This window comes from Brucella tritici (assembly GCF_902825325.1).
Taxonomy (GTDB): domain Bacteria; phylum Pseudomonadota; class Alphaproteobacteria; order Rhizobiales; family Rhizobiaceae; genus Brucella.
Genome location: NZ_CADEAR010000002.1, coordinates 270,732 through 289,040, shown reverse-complemented (window position 1 = coordinate 289,040; position 18,309 = coordinate 270,732). Strand labels below are relative to the sequence as shown.

Genomic DNA, 18,309 nt, shown 5'->3' with positions numbered 1-18,309 from the left:
GAGGTTCTTCAATGCGTGAAATCGTTTTCGATACGGAAACCACCGGCCTGGAAAGGCTAGAGGACCGTGTGATCGAAATCGGCGGCGTGGAACTGATCAACAAGTTTCCCACAGGCCGCACTTTCCATAAATACATCAACCCGCAGGGGCGTCAGGTTCATCCCGAAGCGCTTGCGGTGCATGGTATCAGCAACGAGCAATTGCTGGACAAGCCGACATTCGCGGAAATTCTGGACGAATTTCTCGAATTTTTCGATGGGGCCAAGCTGGTGGCGCATAATGCCATGTTCGACCTTGGCTTCATCAATGCTGAACTGGCAAGGCTCAAACAGGCTGAAATCCAGTCGGAGCGTATCATCGATACATTGGCGCTTGCCCGCCGCAAGCATCCGATGGGACCGAATTCGCTCGACGCGCTGTGCAAGCGCTATGGCATCGAAAACGGACACCGTACCCTGCACGGCGCATTGCTTGATTCCGAGATTCTGGCTGAAGTTTATATCGAACTGATCGGCGGCAAGCAGACAGCGCTTGGGCTCAGCATGGGCGGTGCCGCAAGCGGCAACAATGCTGGAGAAAGCGGCGCTGCCATCGTTCTTGCCGCGCGACCGAGGCCGCTTGCCCCACGCATTTCTGATGCGGAGCGCGCTGCTCACGCCGCACTTGTGGGCAAGCTGGGCGAAAAAGCCATCTGGAAAAAATACTGAGTAAGTCTCAGAAGCGGATATGAAAAAGCCCGGTCGAAACCGGGCTTTTTCCGTCATCTTTTAAAACGATCAGCTCTTTACAGCGGACTTGGCCTGTTCTTCGGCCATACGTTGCTGGAACATCTGCGCGAAATCGATCGGGTCGATCATCAGCGGCGGATAGCCGCCGTTGCGCGTTGCGTCGGCAATGATCTGGCGGGCAAACGGGAACAGAAGACGCGGGCATTCGATGAACAGAAGCGGAAGCATGTGCTCCTGCGGGATGCCCTGAATGCGGAACACACCGCCATAGACGAGCTCGGTGTTGAAGAGAACGTCCTTGCCGTCAACGGCCTTGGCTTCCAGCGTCAGCACAACGTCGAAATCCGTTTCGGAAAGTGGATTGGCGTTTACGTTCACGTTGATGTTGATGGACGGTGCCTTCTCGCGCGGACGCAGCGACAGCGGCGCGCCCGGGCTTTCAAAGGACAGGTCCTTCACATATTGCGCCAGAATGTTGAGGGACGGCTCGGCCGTCGCGCCATTGCCGTTCTTTACTTCGCCCGCGGCCTTATCGCTCATTATCGGTATGCCTTCTATCGGTGATTAAAATTTTGGCCCCTCAAGCACAAACTGCGCACAGCTGTCCCGAAAGGTCGGAATGTTTGGCTAGCATGTGCGCGGGCATGAGGCAAGAAAGGCTTTTTAGGTTAGTATTTGCGCATTCAGTGATCTTTACGGTCGTCTTTCCACGGAGAATTTTCGTTTGGCTTCGTGGTGTAATCTTCGGGATCGAGATCGATGACGTGATCCTGACGCGGATTTGGACCGGGGCGCTGTTGTCCGTAGCCGTCCGAATAGCGGGTGGTTGTAGCAACCACCATGCGGCCGCGCATGAATTTTTCCCACATGAAATCGCGAACGAACGGAATAAACAGCAAAATGCCGATGGTGCTGCTCACAAAACCGGGCACGATCAGTAGGATCGCCGCCAGAACCAGCATGGCGCCATGCACCATTTCGCGATCCGGCACGCGTCCGGCAGCCGTTTCGGTACGGATACGCTGTAAGAGCCCGATGCCCTGCACGCGCAATAGAAAGAAACCCAGCATCGCGCTCAGAATAACAAGGCCCAAGGTCGCGAAAACGCCGATCTTGCTGCCGATGATGACGAAACCGGCAATTTCGATGAAGGGCATCGCCAGCATGACGAGAGGGGCGAGAGAGGAGGACACGTAAGTTACGACCTTTGTTGTTTGGTTTCAGTGTTTCAATTTAGCCCGAATTGTAACTTTTTCAGGTTCGGAACGAAATTGAAACTGTCTGTCATGCAATATCAAATAGGTACGCATGATCGGGATTTGAATGATGACGTAAGCCGATCTATATGTATGAGATACAAACCAGGGATAGGGAAAGGCGAAATGCCTGATCCTTCAATCAGCGGCAGGCGGCATGGAATTTTTTGATTTTGGCACGATATTCTTCTTCATCGCAGCGGTGATCATCTTTCTCCAGCTGAGGAATGTTCTTGGCCGTCGTACCGGAAGTGAAAAACCGCCCTTCGATCCTTACACTTCAGCCCGCAGTGCCGATGCGGCACCGGCAAGCGGTGAGACCGATAATGTCGTCTCCCTCCCACGCCGTCCGGGCGAAAAAGATTTCACTGCCATCGACAAGGCCGCTCCGGTCGGCACGCCGATCAATGACGGTCTGCGCGCGATTTATTCTACCGATCCTTCGTTTGATCCGGCCAGCTTCGTGGATGGCGTGAAGATCGCCTATGAAATGATCGTGATGTCCTTTGCCGATGGTGATCGCAAGGTTCTGAAAAATCTGCTTTCCAAGGATGTTTTCGAAGGGTTCGTTTCGGCAATCGACGAACGCGAAACCCGTGGCGAAAGCGTGCGTTCGTCCTTTGTCGGCATTGATAAGGCGGAAATTGCCGGCGCAGAGATGAAGGGGTCTGAAGCGCATGTGACTGTCAATATCGTCAGCCAGATGATTTCCTCCACCTTTGACAAGGACGGCAAGCTGATCGACGGCGATCCGGAAAACGTGCTCGAGATCAAGGATCTGTGGACCTTTGCCCGCGATACACGATCGCGTGATCCAAATTGGAAGCTTGTCGCGACCGAGGCGGAAGACTAAGAGAAAGCGTATGAATCGGGCCGCTGACCCAGCTCAGCGGCCTTTTTGTTTATATATAGCTAAACGGATGCGGCGATGAACGACTTGGCGAGGATTTTGCGCCCGGTGGCTTTTTCCGATTGTCCGGGCTGGAACCGGGACGATCAGTCGGCAGCATTTGCTGCGTTTCGCCGTTCTGCTGATTACGCATCACACCAAACTTACAAGAGTGGCAGTCTGGGCATCCGTTTCGAAGCGCTGGAGCCGATCTTTGCGGCTGCACGTAGTCTCGACAATCCGGGTGTGGAAGAAGCGCGTGCTTTCTTCGAACAGAATTTCATCCCCTGCCGGATCGTTCCCGATCAGGGAACAGGCTTTGTAACTGCGTTCTATGAACCGGAGATCGAAGCCTCCCTTGAGGCCGACACCCGGTTCAACGTGCCCTTCCTGCGCCAGCCCGACGACCTGGTGAAAGTGACGGATGAAGCCCGTCCAGCAGGTCTCGATCCGTCCTTTGCCTTTGCGCGCCGGACGGAGAACGGCCTTGCCGAATATGATGATCGACAGTCAATCGAACGGGGGAGTCTTTCCGGGCGTGGGCTGGAAATCGCTTTCGTCGCCGACCGGGTCGATGCCTTTTTCGCGCATGTGCAAGGTGCCGCGCGCCTGAAACTGCACGATGGCGGGTTGCTACGCATTACATATGCAGCCAAATCCGGCCACCCGTTTACAGGCATCGGTCGCATTCTGGTTGCCAATGGCGAAATTCCGGCTTCAGAAATTTCCATGCAGTCAATCCGCCGCTGGCTGGCCGAGCATCCGGGCGAGGCCAATGATCTCATCTGGCAAAACCGATCCTACATTTTCTTCCGGGAAGCTTCTGTGGACGACCCGGATGCCGGTCCGATTGCGGCTGCAAAAGTCCCGCTGACTGCCGGGCGTTCGCTTGCTGTCGACAAGTTGCTCCACACATTCGGCACGCCGATCCATGTCAGTGCACCCAATGTCACGGTCTTTGACGGCGAACCTTTTGCACGCCTGATGATCGCGCAGGATACGGGAACGGCCATTGTCGGCCCTGCCCGCGGAGATCTGTTCGCCGGTTCCGGCGATACGGCAGGCGAGATCGCCGGTGGCGTGAAGGACGATGCTGACTTTTATGCGCTGGTGCCGCGCGGGCTTCTGGAGGCTTGAACGGGATGGCGCGCGACACCGACAAGCCGGAAAAAGACTATCTGCGGCCCGAAGACCGCATCCTGTGGGAAACGGTCGCGAAAACCGCAAAGCCGCTGATAAAGCCAAAGGCGAGTGAGGACGAGCTTCCTGATTTCAAATCCCTGATGGCGGAAGAAGAAAAGCGCCCTGCCAAGCCGAAAGTTCAGCCTGCGGTGGAGGCGAGCAAACCGAAAAGGGGCCTGTCGACGCTCAGCGAAATGCAGATTCAATCACTCGACAAGCCGACGCATCGAAAGATCGCCAAAGGTCGTGTCGATATTGAAGCCCGCATCGATCTGCACGGTCTCACGCAGGGAGAGGCGCACGGCCTGCTCTATGGATTTCTGGTTAGTGCACATGCACGCGGCCTGCGTCATGTCATGGTCATTACTGGAAAAGGGCGTTCATTCGGCAGTGAGGGGATTCTGCGACAGGCGGTGCCGCACTGGTTTTCCACACCGCTGTTCCGGCTTCTGGTGAGTGCCTATGAGGATGCGGCGCGTCATCATGGCGGGCATGGTGCCCTCTATGTAAGGCTTCGCCGCCAGACCCAAAACATGCCACAGCAGACCGTATTGCCTGGGGGGAGCAGACCGCGATGACGCCATTTGGAATACGCTTGCGCGAGTTGCGGGAAGAACGCGGTGTTACGCAGAAGGATATGGCGGCAGCGCTTCGCGTTTCACCTGCCTATCTGTCTGCGCTGGAACATGGCCGGCGCGGCCAGCCGACCTGGGACCTGCTTCAGCGCATCATCACCTATTTCAATATCATCTGGGATGAGGCGGAAGAGTTGCAGAACCTTGCCGCCGTGTCGCATCCGCGTGTTGTAATCGATACGTCGGGCCTGTCACCACAGGCAACGGAACTTGCCAATCTCCTGGCGCGCAATATCCGCATCATCGACCGCGAGACGATCAGGCATCTGAGTGAGGAAATAGAGGCGGCGCGAAAGCGCCGCCGCGGTATCAAGCCTGTTCAAGTTGATTAGAGCGCATCCCGAAAAGTGTGAAACGCCTACGCAGGGAAATCAGTCCACTGGACTGATTTCTGATCCTGCTTCGATCGGAAAAGATGCGCGTAGAAACAAATACTCAGAGCGCCCATCTGATCCAATCAGATCGAAACGCGCTCTAGTGGATTGAATTTGACGTTTGATACCCGTCCGATATAAATCACGTTTCAAACGTCAAATTCGAAAAATCCACTAGGATCATAAAGTTACTAGTGGTCTTTTTGCCTCCGACATTTGCTCAGCGCCCATATCCGAGGGATGCAAATGTCGGAATCAGACCACTAGAAAAGCGCTTTCAGCTCATCGAGCTTCGAATTGACCAGCCAGCCATAGTAGTTTTCCTGCGGTAGCACAGGTTCCTGACCGTCCGCCTTTCGCTTGGCGTTTTCATTGGCCAGCGCTCGTGCGCGTGCTTCCGCACCGCCCGTATTGTAAAGCGTGGCAGTGAGGCCGGGATTCTTCGAAATGTCGAAATCGGCAATCTGGCGGTAGGAGTTGATCGACTGTTTCAGCGTCGCCGCGATGTAGGGCAGCGTCAGATCGGGGTCCATGATCGTCTTGTAGACCACATTGCCGTCTTCTGCGTTGAGCTTGGGCAGACCGGAAACGCGGTTCACCATGTCGGACATCTGCAAGGCCGTCAGCGGATTGATCTGGCCAAGACCGAATGTCTGTCCGGCATAGAAAGGCTGGAAGAAGACCGCGCTGAAACGGTTGTTCGGATAGGCATTGCCGCCGACCGATTTGCCACGGAAGGTTTTGTTCCAGACATTTTCGCGGCAGGACCACAGCGAATAGCTGTCCTTGTGCTTCAGGCAGTCGGCAAATTCCGGCCGCTTGATGAACTGGCCGATGCTTTCGCCATTGTAGCCGAAACTCACGCCCTGGTTCACATAGGACATGGCCTTGACGTAATAGGTCTGGAGCCGGTCATAGACGTCGACATTATAGGTGTGCTCGCCCACAATCGCGCCGACGATGTGAATGGGATCGATACCATAGGCCGCTGCCGTCGAGCGGATCTTGGAGCGCAGCGAGGCATCCTTTTTCAGAAGATTGTAGATCTTCTGATATTTCTTCTCGTACGTCGTGCTCAGTTCACGCGTGCGCTTGGCGGATGCGCCTGGAATCGGCGGCTGTTCCGCATTGCGATTGCCCGGAGGCACGACCGTTGCCGCATAGGCGCTCTGGCAGGCAAGGCTGATAGCCAGGGCAAGTCCAACAAAAATGCGTCGCGGCTTTGCGCCCATTATTCTGATCATTGTAGGGGAACGGTCCTGCTATGGTGAATATTCGGTAAAAGTTGCGGGGAAAATAAAAAACCCCCCGATGCAAGTCGAGGGGTTTTTGCAGTATTTGCGAAAGTGAATTCGCGCCGTGGCTTTATGGCCACTTTTAGAGAATAAAGCGCGACAGATCGGTGTTCTTGGCAAGGCTGCCGATCTTGTCTTTTACATAGGCCGCGTCGATGACGAAAGTTGCACCGGTCTTGTCGGGCGCGGTGTATGAAATTTCATCGAGAACACGTTCCATCACCGTCTGCAACCGACGCGCACCGATGTTTTCGACCGACGCATTCAGATCGACAGCGATATCGGCCAGAGCGTCGATGGCGTCATCGGTGATTTCGAGCTTCACCTCTTCCGTCTCCATCAGGGCAATATACTGCTTGATCAGGCTGGCCTCGGTCTCCGTCAGGATGCGGCGGAAGTCTTCACGCGTCAGCGCATTGAGCTCCACACGGATCGGCAGACGGCCCTGCAGTTCCGGAAGAAGATCGGACGGCTTGGATACGTGGAACGCACCCGATGCGATGAACAGCACGTGATCGGTCTTCACCGGCCCGTATTTGGTCGCAACCGTGGTGCCTTCGACCAGCGGCAGCAGATCGCGCTGCACGCCTTCGCGCGACACGCCGGCACCCATGCCGCCTTCCCGCGATGCGATCTTGTCGATCTCATCGATGAACACGATGCCTTCGTCTTCTGTGACGCGAAGTGCTTCCTGAATGATCTGGTCCTGATCCAGAAGCTTGTCGGATTCATCGTTGATAAGGATCGGATAGGAATCCTTGACCGTGGTCTTGCGCGTCTTGGTGCGCCCGCCCATGGCCTTGCCCAGCATGTCGGACAGGTTCATGACGCCGATATTGGCGCCCGGCATGCCCGGAATTTCAAAGCTCGGACCGGAACCGGTATCGGCAACCTCGATTTCGATTTCCTTGTCGTCCATTTCGCCATTGCGCAATTTCTTGCGGAAGCTGTCGCGCGTGGCGGGGCTTGCTGTCTTGCCAACCAACGCATCCAGCACGCGTTCCTCGGCATTGAGATGCGCCTTGGCTTTCACGTCCTCACGGCGCTTTTCGCGAATGAGACCTATGGCAACCTCAACGAGATCGCGGACGATCTGCTCGACATCGCGGCCGACATAACCGACTTCGGTGAACTTGGTCGCTTCAACCTTGACGAAAGGCGCACCGGCCAGCTTTGCGAGGCGGCGGGAAATTTCCGTCTTGCCGACACCGGTCGGCCCGATCATCAGGATGTTCTTCGGCATCACTTCTTCGCGCATCTGGCCTTCGAGCTGCTGGCGGCGCCAGCGATTGCGCAGCGCGATGGCCACCGCGCGTTTGGCGTCGTTCTGGCCGATGATGAAGCGGTCGAGTTCGGAGACGATTTCACGGGGAGAGAAATTACTCATAATTATAACCCACTTTGCCACTGCTTGATGAACTCGAACGGATGCAGCAGCATGATCACGTTGAGCGTAAGATTGTCGCGAATGACGATCAGCGCCAGAACTTCAAAGAACAGCGCGATGGCGACGGTTATTTTCATTGGCAGTTTGGCTGCGATCAGAAAGCCAAGTGCGGCAGCGAGCGTATCGGAAACCGAATTCACGATGCTGTCGCCGAAATAGTCCACCGAGGACGTATTGGCGCGATAGCGTTCGATGATGAAATTCGAATTCTCGACCAGTTCCCATACCGCTTCGATGCCGACCGCCGCTGCAAGCCTCAAGCCGAGCGGGGCTTTGGGTGCGATGACCGTGAACAGCCAGTAGAACAGAAAGCCATGGATGATGTGCGACAGCGTATACCAGTCAGATATATGCTGGGAGTTCTCCGATTTCAGCGAACCCGACCATAATTTTATGGTTCCGCATTCGCACATGGCAATCCGCCCGTCGAGATAGAGCCAGAAGGCTTGTACCCCAACTATGGCGAGAACGATCAGGGCGCCCAGACCCCAGCGTTGCGCACTCGGTTTAGAGGCCTGCGCCAGCGAGCTCATTCTGCGTCCAGGCTTTCCACGATGATGTTGTGGTTGGTGTAGATGCAGATATCGGCGGCGATATCCATCGCCTTGCGGGCGATTTCCTCGGCTGACTTGTCCGTGTCGACCAGCGCGCGGGCGGCGGCCAGCGCATAATTGCCGCCCGAACCGATGGCCATGACGCCATGTTCTGGCTCAAGCACATCGCCGGTACCGGTCAGCGCCAGCGTGACCTTGCTGTCGGCAACCAGCATCATGGCTTCCAGCTTGCGCAGGTAGCGGTCGGTACGCCAGTCCTTGGCAAGTTCGACCGAAGCCCGCATGAGCTGGTCTGGATATTGTTCGAGCTTCGCTTCGAGGCGTTCCAGAAGGGTGAAGGCGTCGGCGGTGGCTCCAGCAAAACCGGCAATCACATTGCCCTTGCCGATGCGGCGAACCTTTCGCGCATTGCCCTTCATGACGGTATTGCCGAGCGAAACCTGTCCGTCGCCGGCAATGACGACCTTACCGTCCTTGCGCACGGTAACGATGGTTGTTCCGTAAATTGTCGTGGGATGATGTTCGATCATGGATGCTCCTTTGGCGGCACATGCAATCCCGGAAGGCAATTGCAGATGCCCCTTCATCTGTTAGAGAAACAGGTTCGGCCAGCCGTCGGCGGATGAATCGTGCTTCGCTGAGAATATTTAAGAACGTACGGACGAATTGCAAATGCCGATTTGCAGCTTGCCAAACCGGCAAAAGGAATTGGCAAAGTGAGCAAGCTGTTCTAGAACGCCTCCAAGCTATTGAATGAGGAAAGCTTATGACTGCTGAAAGCACCCGCAAGGCAAGCATCGAACGCTCCACGAAAGAAACGAGCATTGCCGTTTCGGTCGATCTGGACGGCGTTGGCAAGTTCGACATCACCACCGGTGTCGGCTTCTTCGATCACATGCTGGAGCAGCTTTCCCGACATTCGCTCATCGATATGCGCGTCATGGCCAAGGGCGACCTGCATATCGATGATCACCATACGGTCGAGGATACTGGCATCGCGCTTGGTCAGGCCATTGCCAAAGCCTTGGGCGAGCGGCGCGGTATCGTGCGCTATGCCTCGATGGACCTTGCCATGGACGATACGCTGACCGGCGCTGCCGTCGATGTATCGGGGCGCGCCTTTCTGGTCTGGAACGTCAATTTCACCACAGCCAAGATCGGTACATTCGATACCGAGCTGGTGCGTGAGTTCTTCCAGGCTTTCGCCATGAACGCTGGCATCACGCTTCATATCAACAATCATTATGGTGCCAACAACCACCATATTGCGGAATCGATCTTCAAGGCGGTTGCCAGGGTTCTGCGCACGGCGCTTGAAACCGATCCGCGCCAGAAGGATGCAATTCCCTCCACCAAGGGTTCACTGAAAGGGTAAGCCATGGCGCAATTCGTCGTTCTTGAACCGGAAGATACTCAAAACCTTGAGCAAGCCGTGTTCGTGCGCGACGGATTCCACGTTCTGGCGCTGGTCCTGCCTTTCGTCTGGCTTCTGACTCAACGTCTGTGGTTCGAAGCTTTTGCCGTTCTGGGCATTTCGATCCTGCTCGGACTTGCCGGTGCTTACTTTGGCATTACCGATGCGGTTCCGCTTCTGACCCTGCTGGTATCGCTGTTCGTGGCGCTGGAAGGCGTCGACTGGAAGATCGCCAAGCTCAGGCGACAGGGTTTTGTCGAGAAAGCGGTCATCGATGCCTCCAATCTGGAAGAGGCAGAAATCCGCTACTTCTACGGCCTCGAAGATGCATCCGGGCCAGCTACCGCTCTTACGGAAAAGCCTGCGCCGGAATGGGCACAGCAGCCCCCTCGTCCCACCTATTCCTCATTTGGCTCGACGATCGGGTTTGTCGGCCATCGCGGAGAAAACTGAAAATGCGTGTTGCAATCATCGATTACGGCTCCGGCAATCTGCGCTCGGCCACAAAGGCTTTTGAGCGCGCAGCGCATGAGGGCGGTGTCGCAGCAGAAATTGAACTGACGGCGGATGCCGACCGCGTGGCGACGGCTGACCGCATCGTGTTGCCGGGCGTTGGCGCCTATGCGGATTGCCGTCGCGGACTTCATGCCGTTCCGGGCATGGTGGAAGCGCTGGAAGATGTCGTTCTAAAAAAGGCGCATCCCTTCCTTGGCATCTGCGTCGGCATGCAGCTCATGTCAGAACGCGGGCTTGAAAAGCAAGTGACCGAGGGTCTTGGCTGGATCGCGGGCGATGTGCGTGAAATGACGCCGTCCGATCCTTCGCTGAAAATTCCGCAGATCGGCTGGAACAGGATTCACGTGAAACATTCTCACCCGATCTTCGAAGGAATCGAGACCGGCGAGAACGGGTTGCATGCCTATTTCGTGCATTCCTATATGTTCGATGCGAAGAACAAGGCTGACGTGCTGGCTGTGACCGATTACGGCGGCGATGTCACCGCCACGGTCGGTCGCGACAATATGGTGGGCACGCAGTTCCATCCTGAAAAGAGCCAGCTGCTCGGCCTTTCGCTCATTGCCAATTTCCTGAAATGGAAGCCCTGACATTATGATCCTATTTCCCGCCATCGATTTGAAAGACGGTCAATGCGTGCGCCTGAAGCTCGGCGACATGGATCAGGCCACCGTCTATAATGAAGACCCGGCCGCGCAGGCCAAAGCCTTCGAGGATCAGGGCTTTGAATGGCTCCATGTGGTCGATCTCAACGGTGCCTTTGCTGGCGAAAGCGTCAATGGCAAGGCTGTGGAAGCGATTCTGAAAGCCACCAAAAATCCGGTGCAGCTCGGCGGCGGCATCCGCACGCTCCAGCATATCGAGAGCTGGCTTTCCAAGGGGCTGCGCCGTGTCATTCTCGGCACGGTCGCCGTGCGCGATCCCGCACTGGTTATCGAAGCCTGCAAGGCGTTTCCGGGTCAGGTTGCCGTCGGCATCGATGCCAAGGGCGGCTATGTCGCGGTTGAAGGCTGGGCCGAGGCTTCCGAGCTTGGCGTGGTGGAACTGGCGAAAAAATTCGAAGGTGCTGGTGTTGCCGCCATCATCTATACCGACATCGACCGTGACGGCGTTCTGGCTGGCATCAACTGGGATTCGACGCTCGGCCTCGCAGATAGCGTTTCCATCCCGGTGATCGCATCGGGCGGCCTCGCTTCGATGGATGACATTAAACGTCTTGCCGCACCTGATGCCCGCAAGCTGGAAGGCGCGATTTCCGGTCGCGCGCTTTATGATGGCCGCATTGATCCGGCAGAAGCACTAGCGGTTCTGAGGGCTTCAGCATGACACTCAAAGCACGTGTAATTCCTTGCCTCGATGTTAAAGACGGCCGCTCCCGCCTGCCCGCAGCGAACAGTCCGGCAAAGGCCGGACCGCGAGGACAGGCAAAACTGAAAAGAGACGCGGCAGATCGAGGACAACCATGCTGAAAGCAAGAGTGATACCGTGCCTCGATGTGAAGGACGGACGCGTCGTCAAAGGCGTGAACTTTGTCGATCTGATCGATGCGGGTGATCCGGTGGAAGTTGCCCGCGCCTATGATGCGGCGGGCGCAGACGAACTGTGCTTCCTCGACATCACGGCGTCTTCGGACAATCGCGAGACAATTTTCGATGTGGTGGCCCGGACGGCAGAACAGTGCTTCATGCCACTGACGGTTGGCGGCGGGGTGCGTCAGGTTGCCGATATACGAAAACTGCTTCTGGCCGGGGCCGACAAGGTTTCGATCAATACGGCTGCGGTGAAGAACCCGGAATTTGTTGCGGAAGCCGCCGACAAGTTCGGCAATCAGTGCATCGTGGTAGCCATTGACGCCAAGAAGGTTTCAGGCGAAGGCGAAGCTGATCGTTGGGAAATCTTCACCCATGGCGGTCGTCAGACGACAGGCATCGACGCGGTGGAATTTGCGCAGAAGGTGGTGAGCCTTGGTGCCGGTGAAATCCTGCTGACCTCGATGGATCGCGACGGAACCAAGGCTGGTTATGATGTGGCACTGACCCGCGCCGTGGCTGACAGCGTGCGCGTTCCGGTGATTGCATCGGGCGGCGTCGGCAATCTGGATCACATGGTTGCAGGCATTCGCGACGGTCATGCGACGGCGGTTCTCGCTGCTTCGATTTTCCACTTCGGCACCTATACGATTGGCGAGGCCAAGCGCTATATGGCCGAAGCCGGTATTCCGATGCGGCTCGATCCGGTCCGTTGAGAATACAGCATGTCGCGGAAAAGTGGGAACCGTCTTCGCGGGGAAATCAGTCCACTGGACTGTTTTCTGATCCCGCTACGATCCGATAACGACATGCACAGAAATCTGAAGGAAATCCGATGACTGAGTTCACTCTTTCCGACCTTGAACGGATCGTCGCGGAGCGTGCCAGCGTGACGGACGGTTCGTCCTATACGGCAAGTCTGGTGGCAAAAGGCCAGACACGGGCTGCCAAAAAGCTTGGTGAAGAAGCCGTGGAAACGGTCATTGCCGCCGTTGAAGGCAACCGTGCGGAAGTGGTCACCGAAAGCGCTGACCTTCTTTATCATCTGCTGGTGGTTCTCAAGGTTGCGGACGTGCCACTCAATGAGGTTCTTGCAGAGTTGCAACGCCGCACGGCGCAGACCGGCCTTGAAGAAAAAGCCGGTCGTCCGAAAGCCTAAATGCAAATAGGATCGGAAGCTGTTAGTGCAGAATTGGCGTTGAGGGAGAGCAGCGACAATATGTGGGAAAAAGTGGACCAGCTAACGCCGTCGCGTTACTCGCCTTACCGTTTCTTTTCGGCTGAGGAATGGGCGGGCTTTCGCGCCGACACGCCGCTCACTTTGACGTATGATGAGGTCAAGCGACTGCGCTCGCTGGGCGATCCCATCGATCTCGACGAGGTACGGCGCATCTATCTGTCGCTGTCGCGATTGCTGTCGGCGCATGTGGAGGCAAGCCAGCTCCTGTTCGAGCAGCGCAAGCAGTTCCTCAACATGGAAGAGTCGTTCAAGACGCCGTTCATCATCGGCATCGCCGGTTCGGTTGCGGTTGGTAAATCCACGACTGCGCGTATCCTGAAAGAGCTCCTCGCACGCTGGCCGTCAAGCCCGAAGGTCGATCTGGTGACGACCGACGGTTTTCTCTACCCCAATGCGGTCCTGCGCGAGCAGAACATGATGGAGCGCAAGGGCTTTCCCGAAAGCTATGATGTCGGTGCGGTCTTGCGCTTTCTGTCAGCGATCAAGGCAGGTATGAGCCAGGTGCGCGCACCGCTCTATTCGCATTTGAGCTACGACGTCCTGCCGGGCGAATATCAGATCGTCGACAAGCCGGATATTCTGATCTTCGAAGGCATCAATGTGTTGCAGGTGCGCGATCTGCCGGAAGACGGCAAGATGGTGCCCTTTGTTTCCGATTTCTTCGACTTCTCGATCTATATTGATGCGGAATCCCAGCTGATCCACAAATGGTATATCGACCGCTTCATGCGGCTGCGGGAGACGGCTTTCGTCAATCCGGAATCCTTCTTCCATCGCTATTCGCAGCTTTCGGAAGATGCAGCGCGTTCGATTGGCGAAGGGCTGTGGAACAATATCAACCTGAAGAATCTCAAGGATAACATCCTGCCGACGCGCCCGCGCGCCGATCTGATCCTGCGTAAGGGCAGCGATCATCTGATCGAGGAAGTGGCCCTGAGAAAAATCTAGAGCATTTCCAGCAAAAATTCGAAGCGGTTTTGCGCAGGATAATGCGACGAAACAAGTACTTAGATATGAAGAGGGCCGGTTATCCGGCCCTTTCGTCTTTTGGCGATTGCAGCGGGTCAGGCCGTGCAGTCGCGTATAAAACGCTGCAGATAATCATCGAAGATGGCTGGTGTCTCGCGGAAAGGCGCATGCCCTGCCCCGTCGATGACATGGGTTTTGCCTTCCCAGAGATTGCCAAAACGGACTTTCGAGACGAAATCCAGTTCAACAAACGGCTCGTTGCAACCGTTGACGACTGCAATCGGGAGTCTTGCTTCGGCAACGATATCGCGCTGGTTGCCACCGGTTCCGGCTGCGAATTTTTCGAACATGATGCGCCGCGCGCGCCCATCCGTACGGGCGACAATCTCAAGCAACTGGTCTTCGAACGGTTCACCGCAGGTGCTGCGCGCATAGGATTCGACATCGCGGTCGGAAAATGCCTCTTGCCCGGCAAGTGCCATATCCGGGCCGCTTTTGAACCCCTGCCCCACTTCCTCACGCGCCACAGGGGGCGTGCCGGTAATCATCAGGCCGCGCATGCCGGGAAAGCGTGAAATCATCTCGATGCCGATATGGCCGCCAAGCGACCAGCCGAAAACGACCGCATCCCAAATGCCGAGCTTCGTCAGCACTTCCGTCATCGCGTCGGCATAGCCTTCCATGGAATAGCTGCGATCCGGATCAAGCGCGTTGCCGGACTGGCCATGGCCTGGCAAATCCGGCGCGATCACCCGCCAGTTTCTACCGATTTCGCCTTCAAGCTGGTGCGCGAAGATGGCGCCAGCGCTGGAATTGCCGTGGATCATCAGCAAGGGCGTTCCGCTGCCCCTGCTTTCACGGATGGCAATGCGACCGTGGCTGGTCTCGACTTCATGGGATTTCATGGTCTCGGGTTTCCCTGTGTGGAGTCTTTTTGGATCAGTCGTAAGAAACCTTGCCGCGGCCCTTCTTGATGTCGGATCGTCCGGACTTGGCCTTGAGGCGGCGTTCGACGGAGCCTTTTGTGGGCTTGGTCTTCTTGCGCGGTGGTGGCGGTGGTTCGGCAGCCTTGGCAATAAGCGCGATCAGCCGCTCGCGCGCGTCCTCGCGGTTGCGCTCCTGGGTGCGGAACCGATTGGCCTCAATCAGAATATCGCCGTCCTTGGTGCCTTTCTGTCCGGCAAGCTTGAAGAGCCGTGACAGGATATCTTCGGGCAGGCCTGCTCTCACGGCATGAAAGCGCAACTGCACGGCAGTCGAAACCTTGTTGACGTTCTGACCGCCCGGCCCGGAGGCACGGATAAAGCTCTCCTCCAGATCGTCGTCACGGATCGTCAGGCGATTGGTGATGCGGATGATGTTCCGGTTCTCTTCCATGACGAGGAGATATACCGCTTTGTATCCCTTATACAAAAGAAAAACCCGGCCTTTCAGCCGGGCTCTCCCTCCTCCTCAGAATGGTAAAAGCATGTCTCCAAAAAGTGGGAACCGGTTTTTGGATAAAGACATGCGTAGAAAAAGCTATTCCGCAGCGATACGGATCGCAGGGGCTGCGTCCTTTACCTCGTGATCGACATGGCTTTCGAACTTCTCGAAATTCGTGACGAACATGTCGACAAGCTTCCTGGCCTGCGCGTCATAGGCAGCCTTGTCGGCCCAGGTCGAGCGCGGATCGAGGATGGACGTGTCGACACCCGGTACTTCGACCGGAACGGCAAAGCCGAAATTCGGATCGATGCGGAATTCGGCGTCGTTCAGCGAACCGTCGAGCGCGGCTGCAAGCAGAGCGCGGGTTGCCTTGATCGGCATACGCTTGCCAACGCCGTAAGCGCCGCCAGTCCAGCCGGTATTGACCAGCCAGCAATCGACCTTGTGCTCGGCGATCAGCTTGCGCAGCAGGTTACCGTATTCCGACGGATGGCGCGGCATGAACGGTGCGCCGAAGCAGGTCGAGAAGGTGGCTTCCGGTTCGGTCACGCCCTTTTCGGTGCCAGCAACCTTGGCCGTGTAGCCGGACAGGAAGTGGTACATGGCCTGTGCCGGCGTCAGCTTGGCAATCGGAGGCATCACGCCGAAGGCATCGGCGGTGAGCATGATGATGTTCTTCGGCTGGCCGCCCTTGCCCGTCTTCGATGCATTCGGGATGAAATCGAGCGGATAGGCGCAACGGGTGTTTTCCGTCAGCGAGCCGTCGTCGAAATCCGGCTGGCGGTGTTCGTCGAGAACGACATTTTCCAGCACCGTGCCGAAGCGCTGCGTGGTCGCGTAGATTTCCGGTTCCGCTTCGGCGGACAGACGGATGGTCTTGGCGTAGCAGCCGCCTTCGAAGTTGAAGATGCCATGCTCGCCCCAGCCATGCTCGTCATCGCCGATCAGCGTACGGGTCGGGTCTGCCGAAAGCGTGGTCTTGCCGGTGCCGGACAAGCCGAAGAAGACGGCGGTGTCGCCGTTCGGGCCTTCATTGGCCGAGCAGTGCATCGGCATCACGCCCTTGGCGGGCAGGATGTAGTTGAGAGCGGTGAAGACCGACTTTTTCATTTCACCGGCATAGGACGTGCCGCCGATCAGCACGATCTTGCGGGTCAGGTCGACCGCAATCACCGTTTCAGTGCGCACGCCGTAGCGGTCTGGATCGGCCTTGAAGGACGGCAGATCGATGATCGTCATTTCCGGTACGTAAGTAGCAAGCGCTTCCTGTTCCGGGCGGATCAGAAGATTGCGGATGAACAGCGAATGCCAGGCATATTCGGTGATGACACGCGCATTGATCTTGTTGTCGGCATCGGCGCCGCCGATCAGATCCTGCACGAAAAGCTCCTTGCCCTTCGCATGATCGATGAAATCGGCATAGAGCAGCTCGAAGGCCTCGCGGCTCATCGGCTTGTTGTTGTCCCACCAGACGTGATCTTCCGTGTCGGCATCGCGCACGACGAACTTGTCTTTCGGCGAACGGCCCGTGTGCTGACCGGTGCGTGCGACAAGCGCACCTTGCGCCGACAGTTCGGCTTCGCCCCGGCGGACGGTTTCCTCATAGAGCCGGGCGGCTCCAAGGTTGTAAAAGACTGCGGAGAGTTCCTTCAGTCCTGAAGTGGCAATGGAAGCGGCCGTGTTGTGAATGCCGGTCTCTCTCATGATGTCTCCGCCATATGGTTTGACAATTGATCGGTCTCTTTTCGCGCCTACCAGATTGATCGCGAAATAGAGGATGGCAGTCAGAAACAGATTAATCGTGGCAATTCAAATATTTAATCGATTTAAAATTTTTGAAATTTTTTTAAATCGTTTAATCTAAGCGTTATGAGCTACGAGATTCGGGGAATCCCGGTCGTGCTGGCATCAACCCCGGTATTAACCAAAGAACGATTCGGCACGTGATGTTTCATGGCTTCTTCTGGCACCGCCACATTTTGTACCTAATTTGTACTGCACAAGCAGGCACATTATAATAGTATCTATGTTTAATAAGGCGCTCGATCTATAACCCGCCAGTCACTTGGCGGCTGAGCGACGTCACCAGCCGGACCTTCCGGTTGGCTTAGTTGAAGGAGAAAGGTTCGCATGAAGGAAGCCTCGGCAACGCAGACAATTGCGCTGGTCGACGACGACCGCAACATCCTGACCTCCGTGTCCATCGCACTGGAATCGGAAGGCTATCGGGTCGAAACCTACACCGATGGCGCGTCCGCGCTGGATGGTCTGATGGCGCGTCCGCCCAATCTTGCGATCTTCGATATCAAGATGCCACGCATGGACGGTATGGAGCTTCTGCGCCGTCTGCGCCAGAAATCCGACCTCCCCGTCATTTTCCTCACCTCCAAGGACGACGAGATCGACGAGCTTTTCGGTCTCAAGATGGGTGCGGACGATTTCATCACCAAGCCGTTCTCCCAGCGTCTTCTGGTCGAACGCGTCAAGGCGGTGCTTCGCCGGGTTGCCGCACGCGACGGCACAGCCAAGCCGACCGGACAGCAGGCGAAATCGCTCGAGCGCGGCCAGCTGGTCATGGATCAGGAGCGCCACACCTGCACCTGGAAGGGCGAACCGGTCACGCTGACGGTCACCGAATTCCTGATCCTTCATTCGCTGGCGCAGCGTCCAGGTGTCGTGAAAAGCCGTGACGCCCTCATGGATGCAGCCTATGATGAGCAGGTCTATGTGGATGATCGTACCATCGACAGCCATATCAAGCGCCTGCGCAAGAAGTTCAAAGCGGTTGACGACGATTTCGAAATGATCGAAACGCTTTATGGCGTCGGCTATCGCTTCCGCGAGGCTTGATAG

22 protein-coding genes are annotated in these 18,309 nt (G+C 56.6%); 13 read left to right on the top strand and 9 right to left on the bottom strand.

The features are described 5' to 3' along the window. Positions 1-11: 11 nt before the first annotated feature. Positions 12-707, top strand: coding sequence for a DNA polymerase III subunit epsilon (gene dnaQ / locus HWX93_RS03570; RefSeq protein ID WP_061344595.1), 696 nt, complete (start codon positions 12-14; stop codon positions 705-707). Positions 708-776: 69 nt separating this feature from the next. On the opposite strand, the gene secB is transcribed toward dnaQ, so the two are convergent. Both secB and HWX93_RS03560 read right to left on the bottom strand, forming a co-directional pair. Next, on the bottom strand, positions 777-1,268 hold the full coding sequence (gene secB / locus HWX93_RS03565) for a protein-export chaperone SecB (RefSeq protein WP_010657658.1): 492 nt from the start codon (positions 1,266-1,268) through the stop codon (positions 777-779). Positions 1,269-1,411: 143 nt separating this feature from the next. Next, positions 1,412-1,921, bottom strand: a complete 510-nt coding sequence (locus tag HWX93_RS03560; protein WP_176036520.1) for an FxsA family protein — start codon at positions 1,919-1,921, stop codon at positions 1,412-1,414. Between the two features lie 220 nt (positions 1,922-2,141). Between HWX93_RS03560 and HWX93_RS03555 the strand changes: the two genes are divergently transcribed. From HWX93_RS03555 to HWX93_RS03540, 4 genes are all read left to right on the top strand, one after another. Continuing rightward, positions 2,142-2,837, top strand: a complete 696-nt coding sequence (locus tag HWX93_RS03555; protein WP_176036519.1) for a Tim44/TimA family putative adaptor protein — start codon at positions 2,142-2,144, stop codon at positions 2,835-2,837. A gap of 75 nt (positions 2,838-2,912) precedes the next feature. Continuing rightward, positions 2,913-4,010, top strand: a complete 1,098-nt coding sequence (locus HWX93_RS03550) for a murein transglycosylase A (protein WP_176036518.1) — start codon at positions 2,913-2,915, stop codon at positions 4,008-4,010. 5 nt (positions 4,011-4,015) lie between these two features. Then, a complete protein-coding gene (locus HWX93_RS03545) occupies positions 4,016-4,633 on the top strand; it encodes a Smr/MutS family protein (protein WP_109987007.1) in 618 nt (205 codons plus the stop codon). Next, complete coding sequence (locus HWX93_RS03540; protein ID WP_010657663.1) at positions 4,630-5,022, top strand: helix-turn-helix transcriptional regulator; 393 nt, start codon at positions 4,630-4,632, stop codon at positions 5,020-5,022. The genes HWX93_RS03545 and HWX93_RS03540 overlap by 4 nt, the downstream gene beginning before the upstream one ends. Positions 5,023-5,327: 305 nt before the next feature. Here the strand turns inward: HWX93_RS03540 and HWX93_RS03535 are convergent, their stop codons facing one another. From HWX93_RS03535 to hslV, 4 genes are all read right to left on the bottom strand, one after another. After that, positions 5,328-6,308, bottom strand: a complete 981-nt coding sequence (locus tag HWX93_RS03535; protein WP_235969062.1) for a DUF1402 family protein — start codon at positions 6,306-6,308, stop codon at positions 5,328-5,330. Positions 6,309-6,441: 133 nt separating this feature from the next. Continuing rightward, positions 6,442-7,746: an ATP-dependent protease ATPase subunit HslU gene (gene hslU, locus HWX93_RS03530; RefSeq protein ID WP_176036517.1), complete on the bottom strand. Its 1,305-nt coding sequence runs from the start codon at positions 7,744-7,746 to the stop codon at positions 6,442-6,444. A gap of 2 nt (positions 7,747-7,748) precedes the next feature. Then, the gene (locus HWX93_RS03525; protein WP_176036516.1) at positions 7,749-8,339 is read right to left on the bottom strand and encodes a DUF2585 domain-containing protein; all 591 of its coding nucleotides are present in this window, start codon (positions 8,337-8,339) and stop codon (positions 7,749-7,751) included. Continuing rightward, entirely contained in the window at positions 8,336-8,890 is a 555-nt protein-coding gene (gene hslV, locus HWX93_RS03520) for an ATP-dependent protease subunit HslV (RefSeq protein ID WP_061344603.1), read from the bottom strand. The genes HWX93_RS03525 and hslV overlap by 4 nt, the downstream gene beginning before the upstream one ends. Before the next feature lie 236 nt (positions 8,891-9,126). Here hslV and hisB point away from each other — a divergent pair, with 236 nt between their 5' ends. The 7 genes from hisB (at position 9,127) to coaA (ending at position 14,007) form a co-directional block, all read left to right on the top strand. Continuing rightward, positions 9,127-9,735, top strand: a complete 609-nt coding sequence (gene hisB / locus HWX93_RS03515; RefSeq protein WP_112586829.1) for an imidazoleglycerol-phosphate dehydratase HisB — start codon at positions 9,127-9,129, stop codon at positions 9,733-9,735. A gap of 3 nt (positions 9,736-9,738) precedes the next feature. Next, complete coding sequence (locus HWX93_RS03510; RefSeq protein WP_176036515.1) at positions 9,739-10,227, top strand: DUF2628 domain-containing protein; 489 nt, start codon at positions 9,739-9,741, stop codon at positions 10,225-10,227. Between the two features lie 2 nt (positions 10,228-10,229). Next, positions 10,230-10,880: an imidazole glycerol phosphate synthase subunit HisH gene (gene hisH, locus HWX93_RS03505; RefSeq protein ID WP_109987013.1), complete on the top strand. Its 651-nt coding sequence runs from the start codon at positions 10,230-10,232 to the stop codon at positions 10,878-10,880. 4 nt (positions 10,881-10,884) lie between these two features. Then, complete coding sequence (gene hisA / locus HWX93_RS03500; protein ID WP_176036514.1) at positions 10,885-11,616, top strand: 1-(5-phosphoribosyl)-5-[(5-phosphoribosylamino)methylideneamino]imidazole-4-carboxamide isomerase; 732 nt, start codon at positions 10,885-10,887, stop codon at positions 11,614-11,616. Between the two features lie 136 nt (positions 11,617-11,752). Beyond that, positions 11,753-12,535, top strand: a complete 783-nt coding sequence (gene hisF / locus HWX93_RS03495; RefSeq protein WP_176036513.1) for an imidazole glycerol phosphate synthase subunit HisF — start codon at positions 11,753-11,755, stop codon at positions 12,533-12,535. Positions 12,536-12,654: 119 nt separating this feature from the next. Continuing rightward, entirely contained in the window at positions 12,655-12,978 is a 324-nt protein-coding gene (locus HWX93_RS03490; RefSeq protein ID WP_061344609.1) for a phosphoribosyl-ATP diphosphatase, read from the top strand. A gap of 60 nt (positions 12,979-13,038) precedes the next feature. Next, complete coding sequence (gene coaA, locus HWX93_RS03485; protein WP_010657674.1) at positions 13,039-14,007, top strand: type I pantothenate kinase; 969 nt, start codon at positions 13,039-13,041, stop codon at positions 14,005-14,007. Between the two features lie 116 nt (positions 14,008-14,123). On the opposite strand, the gene HWX93_RS03480 is transcribed toward coaA, so the two are convergent. From HWX93_RS03480 to HWX93_RS03470, 3 genes are all read right to left on the bottom strand, one after another. Continuing rightward, the gene (locus HWX93_RS03480; protein ID WP_176036512.1) at positions 14,124-14,933 is read right to left on the bottom strand and encodes an alpha/beta fold hydrolase; all 810 of its coding nucleotides are present in this window, start codon (positions 14,931-14,933) and stop codon (positions 14,124-14,126) included. Positions 14,934-14,967: 34 nt separating this feature from the next. Beyond that, on the bottom strand, positions 14,968-15,405 hold the full coding sequence (gene arfB / locus HWX93_RS03475; RefSeq protein ID WP_109987172.1) for an alternative ribosome rescue aminoacyl-tRNA hydrolase ArfB: 438 nt from the start codon (positions 15,403-15,405) through the stop codon (positions 14,968-14,970). Positions 15,406-15,549: 144 nt separating this feature from the next. Beyond that, on the bottom strand, positions 15,550-17,160 hold the full coding sequence (locus HWX93_RS03470) for a phosphoenolpyruvate carboxykinase (RefSeq protein WP_176036511.1): 1,611 nt from the start codon (positions 17,158-17,160) through the stop codon (positions 15,550-15,552). Positions 17,161-17,586: 426 nt separating this feature from the next. Between HWX93_RS03470 and HWX93_RS03465 the strand changes: the two genes are divergently transcribed. Continuing rightward, positions 17,587-18,306 (top strand): response regulator transcription factor, encoded by a 720-nt coding sequence (locus tag HWX93_RS03465; RefSeq protein WP_006468074.1) that lies wholly within the window; start codon positions 17,587-17,589, stop codon positions 18,304-18,306. Positions 18,307-18,309 lie beyond the last annotated feature (3 nt).